This is a genomic window from [Empedobacter] haloabium (assembly GCA_008011715.2).
In the GTDB taxonomy this organism is placed as follows: Bacteria; Pseudomonadota; Gammaproteobacteria; order Burkholderiales; family Burkholderiaceae_D; genus Rugamonas; species Rugamonas haloabia.
Window position 1 is genome coordinate 2,300,322 of record CP136508.1, and the last position, 10,191, is coordinate 2,310,512.

Here is a 10,191-nt window from a genome sequence, read left to right on the forward strand (position 1 = left end):
AGCCCATGAGAAGCGAAGTTCTGTATCAGTTGAGTTCACCCCAGCACGCCGTCTGGCTGGATCAGTCGCTGGCCCCGTCTTTGCCGTGCTGCAATATCGGCGTCGTTGTCCAGGTGGATGGCGTGCTCGATCTGGCGCGCTTCGAGGCGGCCATCGCCCACGTGGCGCAGACCAACGATGCCTTGCGCATCGTGCTGGAGCAGGGCGCGGACGACTGCCGCCAGCGCTTCAGCGGCGCTGCCGGTCAGTGGCTGCAGCGCTTCGACTTCAGCCAGCTGGACGATGCCCAGGGCCAGGCCTGGGCGCACGTCAAGCAGGTCTTCGGCACGCCGTTCGACGTGTACGGCCCCCGCCTGTGGTGCATGCACTGGATCGACGTCGCGCCCGGGCAGGCGTTCTGGCTGTTCTGCTTCCATCACCTGGTCGCGGACGGCATGTCGATTTCCCTGATCGGCAACGCGGTGGTGGATGCCTACAACCGCCTGATGCGCGGCGAGGCGCTCGCCACGCAGGACGGGGATGCCTCGTACCGCAATTTCGTCACGCGCGATGGCGAGTATTTCGCTTCGCCGCGCCACGACAAGGATCGCGACTTCTGGGCCGAACGCTTTGCGCGCCTGCCTGAGCCGCTGTTCCAAGCCAGCGCCAGGAAGGCCCGCTCCGACCGGCCCTGCGGGCAGGTGGTGTGGCAGCTCGACCGGCAGGCCTATGCGCGTCTAAGCGAGGTCGCAGCTGCGGAAGGGGGCTCCAGCACCAACTTCCTGATGGCCGTGCTGGCCGCCTATTTCGCGCGCGTATTCCAGCGCAGCGACGAGGTGGTGATCGGCATGCCGGTGCACAACCGCACCGGCGCGGCGCAGCGCCGCACGATCGGCATGTTCTCGTCGGCCATCCCGGTCGGCATCGCGGTGGACCCGGAACAGCCGTTCACCCGCATCCTGCAGGACGTGGCGGCGGAACTGAAACGCTGCTACCGGCACCAGCGCTACCCGCTGGCGGAGATCCACCGCCGCCTCCTGGCGGGCGCCAGCGACCGGCGTGGCCTGTTCGACGTGGCCCTGTCGGTGGAGGGCTTCATCGGCGACCTGCGTTTCGACGGCGACGTGCGCACGACCGTCCACCCCCTGCACAATGGCTATGAGCGGCAGCCGCTCGGCATCTATGTGCGCGACTACGAGCAGGAAAAGCCTGTCTATATCGAGTTCAACTACGATCCGGACGTGCTGGCGCCGGACGAGGTGCGCAACCACGTCCGGCGCATCGAGTGCCTGACGCTGGCCGCCATCGCGGCACCGCGGACCCGGGTGCGCGACCTGCCCGCGATGGACGACGCCGAACGTACGCTGGTGACGGCAGGCTTCAACGACACCGCCCGCGACTACGGCGCCGACGCGCTGGTGCAGCAGCTGTTCGAACGACAGGTCGCGGCCAGTCCCGACGCCGTCGCGCTGGAATGCGACGGGCAGCGCCTGCGCTACGCGGAGCTGAACGCGCGCGCCAACCGGCTGGCGCTGCACCTGCGCGAACTGGGCGTGCAGCCGGATGACCGGGTGGCCGTGTGCCTGGAACGCGGCCTCGACCTGGTGGTCGCCATCGTCGCCGCGCTCAAGGCCGGCGCCGCTTACGTGCCGCTGGACCCGGTGCTGCCGGACGAGCGCCTGGCCCACATGCTGCGCGACAGCGCGCCGGTGGCGCTGCTGACGCAATCGCAGCTGCGCTCGCGCCTCGCGCTGCCGGAAGGCGTGACCTGCGCCGAACTGGATGCGCCGGCGCCATGGTCGGACTATCCGGCCGACGACCTGCCGGCCGGCGCGCAAACGCCGGCCCACCTGGCCTACGTGATCTACACGTCCGGCTCGACCGGCCAGCCGAAGGGCGTGTGCATGCCGCACCGCGCGCTGGTCAACCTGCTGCGCTGGCAGCGCGACGACCTGCCGCTGCCGGCGCGCACCCTGCAGTTCGCCGCGCTCGGCTTCGACGTGGCGTTCCAGGAGATCTTCTCGACGCTGACCAGCGGCGGCACGCTGGTGCTGGTGAGCGAGGCGGTGCGCCAGGACCTGCCGGCATTGGCCGACTGGATGCGCGGCCAGGACCTGCAGCGCGTCTACCTGCCGTACATCGCGCTGAACGGCCTGGCCGAGCTGTGGTCGCAGCAGGAGCGCCCGCTGCCGGCGCTGCAGGACCTGATCACGGCGGGCGAGCAGCTGCGCATCACGCCCGCGATCCGCCACCTGTTCCGCCAGGCGCCGCAGGCGCGCCTGCACAATCACTACGGCCCGACCGAGAGCCACGTCGTCACGGCGCACGTGCTGGCCAGCCCCGCCGACGATTGGGAAGACCTGCCGCCGATCGGTGCGCCGATCGCCAACAGCCGCATCTACCTGCTGGACGGGCACGGCCAGCCGGTGCCGCTGGGCGTGACGGGCGAGATCCACATCGGCGGCGTGCAGGTGGCGCGCGCCTACCTGGGCCGGCCGGACCTGAGCGCGGAGCGCTTCCTGGCCGATCCGTTCGTCGAGGGCGGGCGCCTGTACACGACGGGCGACCTGGGGCGCTGGCGCGCCGACGGCAGCGTCGAATACCTGGGCCGCAATGACTTCCAGGTCAAGATCCGCGGCTACCGCATCGAGCTGGGCGAGATCGAGACGCAGCTGGCGCGCATCGCCGGCGTGCGCGAGGCGGCCGTGCTGGCGCGCGAGGACGTGCCGGGCGAGAAGCGCCTGGTGGCTTACGTCGTCATGGAAGAGGGCATGCAACCCGATCCGGCGGCCTGGCGCGATCGGCTGGGCCAGGCGCTGCCGGAATACATGCTGCCGGCCGCCTTCGTGGCGCTGGAGGCGTTGCCGCAGACCCCGAACGGCAAGCTCGATCGCAAGGCGCTGCCGGCGCCCGATGGGGGCGCGTTCGTCCAGCGCGCCTACGTGGCGCCAGCCGACGACATCGAACGCGCGCTGGCGCGGATCTGGTCCGAGCTGCTGGGCGTGGAGCGGGTGGGCCGGCACGACGACTTCTTCGAGCTGGGCGGCCACTCGCTGCTGGCGATCCGCCTGATCGAGCAGATGCGCCGGCGCGACTGGTTCATCGACATCCGCTCGCTGTTCGCGCAGCCGCAACTGGCGAGCCTGGCGCAAGCCATCCGCCAGGGCCGCGAGGCGGGAATCGCCGAGGTGGCCGTACCGGCCAACGCGATCCCCGCCGGCTGCACGGCCATCACGCCGGACATGCTGCCGCTGGTGCGCCTGGACGTGGCACAGATCGCCGCGATCACCCGCGCGACACCAGGCGGCGCGGCGAACATCCAGGACATCTATCCGCTGGCGCCGCTGCAGGAGGGCATCCTGTTCCATCACCTGATGCAGCGGGGCCGCGACACCTACGTGCTGCCGACATTGCTGCGCTTCGACAGCCAGCAGCGCCTCGACGCCTTCCTGGCCGCGCTGGACGAGGTCATCGCACGCCATGACATCTTGCGCACCGCGGTGCAATGGGAAGGTCTGGACGAGCCGGTGCAGGTGGTGTGGCGCCAGGCCCGGCTGAACGTGGAAGTGCTGGCCTTCGATACCGCCGCCGGCGCCATGCCGGCGCCGCTGCAGGCCCACGTCGAGCGCCTGCATGCCCGCATCGACGTGCGCCAGGCGCCCATGCTGCGCGGCTTCGCGGCGCCCGATCCGGCGGGGCCGGGCTGGTGGCTGCAACTGTTGTACCACCACCTCGCGCTGGACCATACGGCGCTGGAACTGGTCGTGGCCGAAGTGGCCCTGCTGTTGCAGAGGCGTGGCGGCGAGCTGCCGGCGCCGGTACCGTTCCGCAATTTCGTCGCCCAGGCCCGCCTCGGCCTGGACGCGGCCGCGCACGAGGACTTTTTCCGCGCCATGCTGGCCGACGTCGACGAACCGACGGCACCCTTCGGCCTGCTGGACGTGCAGGGCGACGGCTCGCGGCTGGCACAGGCCCGGCTCGCGCTGGCGCCGGAGCTGGCCCAGCGCCTGCGCCGCGCGGCCAAGGGCTGCGGCGTCAGCGCGGCCAGCGTGTTCCACCTGGCCATGGCGCAGGTGCTGGCCGCCAGCACGGGCCGTACCGACGTGGTGTTCGGCACCGTGCTGTTCGGCCGCATGCAGGGTGGCGCCGGCGCCGACCGGGCGATGGGCCTGTTCATCAATACGCTGCCGCTGCGCGTGCGGATCGGCACGGAGGCCGTGGCAGAGAAGCTGCGCCAAACCCATGACGCGCTGGTCGGCCTGCTGCGCCACGAGCACGCGCCGCTGGCCCTCGCGCAGCGCTGCAGTGCGCTGCCGCCGGGTACGCCGCTGTTCTCGGCACTGCTCAATTACCGCCACAGCCAGATTCGCGGCCACGATGTGGAGCTGCTGGAAGGCGTGCGTTTCGTCGGCGACCGCGACCGAACCAACTATCCCCTCAGCCTGTATGTGGACGATTTCGGCGAAGACTTCGGCCTGACGGTGCAGGTGCACGACAGCGTTTCGGCGCAGCGCGTGGCGGCCTTCCTGCTGCGCGCCCTGGAAGGGCTGGTGCAGGCACTGGAACAACAGCCGGCCCTGCCGCTGGCCGCGCTGGACGTGCTGCCGCCGGACGAGCGCCGGCAGGTGCTGCACGACTTCAACGCCACCGCCACCGGGTATCCGGCGGCGCTGCTGCACGAATTGGTCGAACGGCAGGCGGCACGCACGCCGGCCGCCACGGCCGTGCGCTTCGAGGGCATCGAGCTCGCTTACGCGGAACTGAACGCCCGCGCCAACCAGCTGGCACGCCACCTGCGCGGCCTGGGCGTGGGTCCCGACCGCACGGTCGGCGTGCTGCTCGAGCGCAGCGAGCACCTGGTGATCGCGCTGCTGGCGGTGGTCAAGGCGGGCGGCGCCTACGTGCCGCTGGACCCGTCCTATCCGGACGAGCGCCTGGCGCACATGCTGCGCGACAGCGCGCCGCTGGTGCTGCTGACCCAGGCAACCCTGGCGGACCGGCTGGCGGCCCCGCGGCTCGTGCTCGATACGGCGGCGACGCAGGCCCTGCTGGCCGCTCGCGAGGACACCAACCTGGACCCGGCCGGCCTGGCAGCGGACCACCTGGCGTACGTGATCTACACGTCCGGCTCGACCGGCCAGCCGAAGGGCGTGATGAACACCCACCGCGGCATCGTCAACCGCCTGCAATGGATGCAGCAGGCCTATGCGCTGTGGCCACGGGACGTGGTGCTGCAGAAGACGCCGTTCGGCTTCGACGTCTCGGTCTGGGAGTTCTTCTGGCCCCTGATGACGGGTGCGCAACTGGTGCTGGCACGGCCGGAAGGGCACAAGGACCCGCACTACCTGGGCGCGGTGATCGAGGCGGCGGGCGTGACGACCTTGCACTTCGTGCCGTCGATGCTGCAGGTGTTCCTGAGCCAGCCGGACGCCGTGGCACGCTGCGCCAGCGTGCGGCAAGTCATGTGCAGCGGCGAGGCGCTGCCGGCCGCGCTGGCGCACGCCGCGCGCGCGCAGCTGCCGCAGGCGCAACTGCACAACCTGTACGGGCCGACCGAGGCGGCGGTGGACGTCACCGCCTGGACCTGCACGGGCGAGGAAGGCACGGCGGTGCCGATCGGCCGGCCGATCGCCAACACGCGTATGTACGTGCTGGACACGCACGGCCGTCCGGCGCCGCTGGGCGTGGCAGGCGAGCTGTATATCGGCGGCGTGCAGGTCGCGCGCGGTTACCTGAACCTGCCGCGACTGACCGAGGAACGCTTCCTGGCCGACCCGTTCGTCGCGGGTGGCCGCATGTACCGCACCGGCGACCTGGGACGCTGGCGCCCCGATGGCGCCATCGACTACCTGGGCCGCAACGACTTCCAGGTCAAGCTGCGCGGCCTGCGCATCGAGCTGGGCGAGATCGAGGCGCAACTGCTGCGCCAGCCTGGCGTGCGCGAGGCGGTGGTGCTGGCGCGGCCGGACGGCGCCGGCCTGGTGGCCTACCTGGTCGCCGCCCCGGCACCGGAACCGGCCGACCTGCGCGCGCAACTGGGCCGGCACCTGCCGGACTACATGATCCCGGCCGCCTACGTGACGCTGGACGCGCTGCCGCTGGGGCCGAACGGCAAGCTCGATCGCAAGGCCTTGCCGGCGCTGGACGGCGCCGCGTTCGGCCGCCAGGCGTTCGTGGCGCCGCTGGGCGAGGTGGAACAGGCGCTGGCGGCGATCTGGAGCGAGCTGCTGGGCATCGAACGGATCGGCCGGCACGACCACTTCTTCGAGCTGGGCGGCCACTCGCTGCTGGCGATCCGCCTGCTCGAGCAGTTGCGCCGGCGCGACTGGTCGCTCGACATCCGCGCCCTGTTCGCCCATCCGGCGCTGGCCGACATGGCCGCGGCCATCGGCGCCAGCCACGACGTGGCGCAGATTCAGGTGCCACCGAACGCCATCCCGGCAACGTGCGAGGCGATCACGCCAGCCATGCTGACGCTGGTCGAACTGACGCAGGCGCAGATCGACACGATAGTGCGCGCCACCCCGGGCGGCAGCGCCAACATCCAGGACATCTATCCACTGGCGCCACTGCAGAAGGGCATCCTGTTCCACCACCTGCTGCAGGCCGAAGGCAACGCCTACGTGCTGCCCACGCTGCTGGCGTTCGATAGCCAGGAACGGTTCGAGGGCTTCGTCGCCGCGCTGCACGCGGTCATCGCCCGCCACGACATCCTCCGCACGGCCGTGCACTGGGAAGGACTGGCCGAGCCGGTGCAGGTCGTGTGGCGCCAGGCGCAGCTGCAGGTGGAACTGCTGGAGTTCGATCCGGCCACCGAAACGGTCGAGGCGCAACTGTTGCGGCACGCCGATCCGCAGCGCTATCGGCTGGACGTGAGCCGCGCGCCGATGCTGCATGGCTGCGCCGCCTTCGACGCGGCCGGCGAGCGCTGGCTGCTGCAACTGCTGTACCACCACCTGGTAATGGACCACACCACCCTGGAGGTGCTGACGCAGGAAATCGCCCTGATCCAGCAGCGGCGCGAGCTCGAATTGCCGATGCCCGTGCCATACCGCGACTTCGTCGCGCACGCCCGGCTGGGCACGAGCGAGGCGCGGCACGAGGCATTCTTCCGCGCCATGCTGGGCGACGTGGACGAGCCGACGGCGCCGTTCGGCATCCTGGACGTGCAGGGCGACGGCTCGCAGGTGGAGCAGGCCAGGCTGACCTTGCCCGCCGAACTGTCGGCCCGGTTGCGCCGCCAGGTGCGCGTACGCGGCACCAGCGCCGCCAGCCTGTTCCACCTGGCGTGGGCGCAGGTGCTGGGCCAATGCACGGGCCGGGACGACGTGGTGTTCGGCACCGTACTGTTCGGCCGCATGCAGGGCGGCGCCGGCGCCGACCGCGCCGTCGGCATGTTCATCAATACCCTGCCGCTGCGGGTCGCGCTGGGTGACGTCGGCGTCGAAGCGGGCCTGCGCCAGGTGGGCGCGGCCCTGGCCGACCTGCTGCGGCACGAGCATGCGGCGCTGGCGCTGGCGCAACGCTGCAGCGGCCTGGCGGCCGGCACGCCGCTGTTCTCGGCCTTGCTGAACTACCGCCACAGCCAGACGGCGCAGACGCACGACGTCGAGGTGCTGGAGGGCGTGCGCTTCCTCGGCGTGCGCGATCGCACCAACTATCCGTTCGGCCTGTACGTGGACGACCTGGGCCAGGACTTCGCCTTGACGGCCGAGATCCATCGTTCGGTGTCGGCGCAGCGCATCGTGGGCTTCGTGGCGCAGGTGCTGGAAGGGTTGGTGCGCGCGCTGGAGCAGGCTCCGGATACACCGCTGTACGCCGTGGGCGCGATGCCGGCCAATGAGCGCGACCTGGTCCTGCGCGGCCTCAACGCCACGCAGGTCACCGAAGATGTGCCCGCGCTGGTGCATGAATTGGTCGAGCGGCAGGCCGCCGCGGGCCCGGCTCGCGTCGCCCTCGAGTTCGGCGACGAGGTGCTGACGTACCGCGCGCTGAACGAGCAGGCCAACCGGCTGGCCCGGCACCTGCGCGACCTGGGTGTACGTCCCGATGAGCGGGTGGCCATCTGCGCCGAGCGCAGCCCGGCGATGGTGGTCGCCATCCTCGCCACGCTGAAGGCGGGCGGCGCCTACGTGCCGCTCGATCCGACCTATCCGGACGAGCGCCTGGCGCGCATGCTGGCGGACAGCCGGCCGGTCGCACTGCTGACCCAGCGCACACTGCGCGACCGGCTCGATGCGGGCGCGGCCACGGTCGTGTTGCTGGACGAGCCGGCGCCCTGCTGGTCCGGCGCGGCGGGCGCCGACCTGCCCGCGGACGGCCTGCGGCCGGAGCACCTGGCGTACGTGATCTATACCTCCGGCTCGACCGGCGTGCCGAAAGGCGTGGCGATGCCGCACCGGGGCCTGGTCAACCTGCTGGCCTGGCAGCAGGAGCAGTTGCCGGAGCCGGCGCGCACGCTGCAATTCGCCGCGCTGGGCTTCGACGTGGCCTTCCAGGAGATCTTCTCGACGCTGGCCGGCGGCGGCACGCTGGTACTGTTGCGCGAGGCGCTGCGGCAGGACCTGCCGGCGCTGGCCGACTGGCTGGGCGGCCAGTCGATCGAGCGCATGTTCCTGCCATATATCGCGCTGGACAGCCTGAGCGAGCTGTGGTCGCAACGGACCGCGCCGCTGCCGTCGCTACGCGACCTGGTCACGGCGGGCGAGCAGCTGCGCATCACGCCGGCCATCCGGCGCATGTTCGGCAAACACGTCGAAGCCCGCCTGCACAATCACTATGGCCCGACCGAAAGCCACGTCGTCACCGCGCACGTGCTGGCGGGAGCGGCGGACGGTTGGGAAGACCTGCCGCCGATCGGCCGGCCGATCGCCAACAGCCGCATCTACCTGCTCGACAAGCACGGTCAGCCGGTGCCGTTGGGCGTGCCCGGCGAAATCCACATCGCCGGCGTGCAGGTGGCGCGCGGCTATCTGGAACAGCCGGCGCTGAGCGCGGAACGCTTCGTCGCCGATCCGTTCGTCGCGGGCGGGCGCATGTACAAGACCGGCGACCTGGGGCGCTGGCGCGACGATGGCTCGCTCGACTACCTGGGCCGCAACGACTTCCAGGTCAAGCTGCGCGGCTACCGCATCGAGCTGGGCGAGATCGAAGCGCAGCTGGCGCGGCTGCCTGGGGTGCGGGCGGCGGCCGTGCTGGCGTACGGCGACCGGCCGGGCGACAAGCGGCTGGTGGCCTATGTGGTGGCGGAACCGGACGCGCCGCGGCCGGACCCTGCCCAGTTACGCGCGCAACTGAGCGCGCGCCTGCCGGACTACATGGTGCCGGCGGCATACATGACCTTGGACGCGCTGCCGTTGACCCCGAACGGCAAGCTCGATCGCAAGGCGCTGCCGATGCCGCACGACGATGCGCGTATCCAGCAGGCATACGAGGCGCCACTGGGCCCGGTGGAGCAGGCGCTGGCGCACACCTGGTCGGCCCTGCTGGGTGTCGGGCAGGTGGGCCGGCGCGACAGCTTCTTCGAGCTGGGCGGCCACTCGCTGCTGGCCGTGCGGCTGGTGTCGCAGCTGCGTCAGCAGCAGGGCATCGAACTGCCGCTGGCGACGCTGTTCGCGCACCCGCGCCTGGCCGACCTGGCCGCAGAGCTGGCCGGCGCGGCGCGCAGCACGCTGGGCGCCATCGTCGCGCTGGACCGCACGGCGCCATTGCCGCTGTCGTATGCGCAGCAGCGCCTGTGGTTCATCGACCGGATGGACCGCGCGGCCAGTGCGGCCTATCACATCCACGCCGCCTTGCGCCTGCGCGGCCCGTTCGACGCGGCCGCGTTGCAAGCGGCGCTCGATGGCGTCATCGCCCGCCACGAAGCGCTGCGCACCCGCTTCGTCAGCATCGACGGCCAGCCATGGCAGGCGATCGATCCGCCGCGCGCCTGCGCGCTCACGCTCGAAGACGCCGCGCCGGACACCCTTGAGCAACGCTGTGCCACGCTGGCGGCCTTGCCCTTCGACCTGGCCGAAGGGCCGCCGATCCGCGCCCACCTGCTGCGCCTGGCCGGCGACGAGCACGTGCTGGTGCTGGCGCTGCACCATATCGTCGCGGACGGCTGGTCGCTCGGCGTGCTGATGCGCGAGATCGCGGCCGGCTACCGGGCCGCGCGCCAAGGCACGTCGGCCACGCTGCCGGCGTTGCCCATCCAGTACGCCGATTACG

At 71.4% G+C, this 10,191-nt stretch carries 1 pseudogene; it reads left to right on the forward strand.

Annotated elements, in window-relative coordinates:
- The first annotated feature begins 5 nt into the window (after positions 1–5).
- A pseudogene (locus tag E7V67_010135) lies at positions 6–10,163 on the forward strand (amino acid adenylation domain-containing protein).
- Positions 10,164–10,191: the final 28 nt, after the last annotated feature.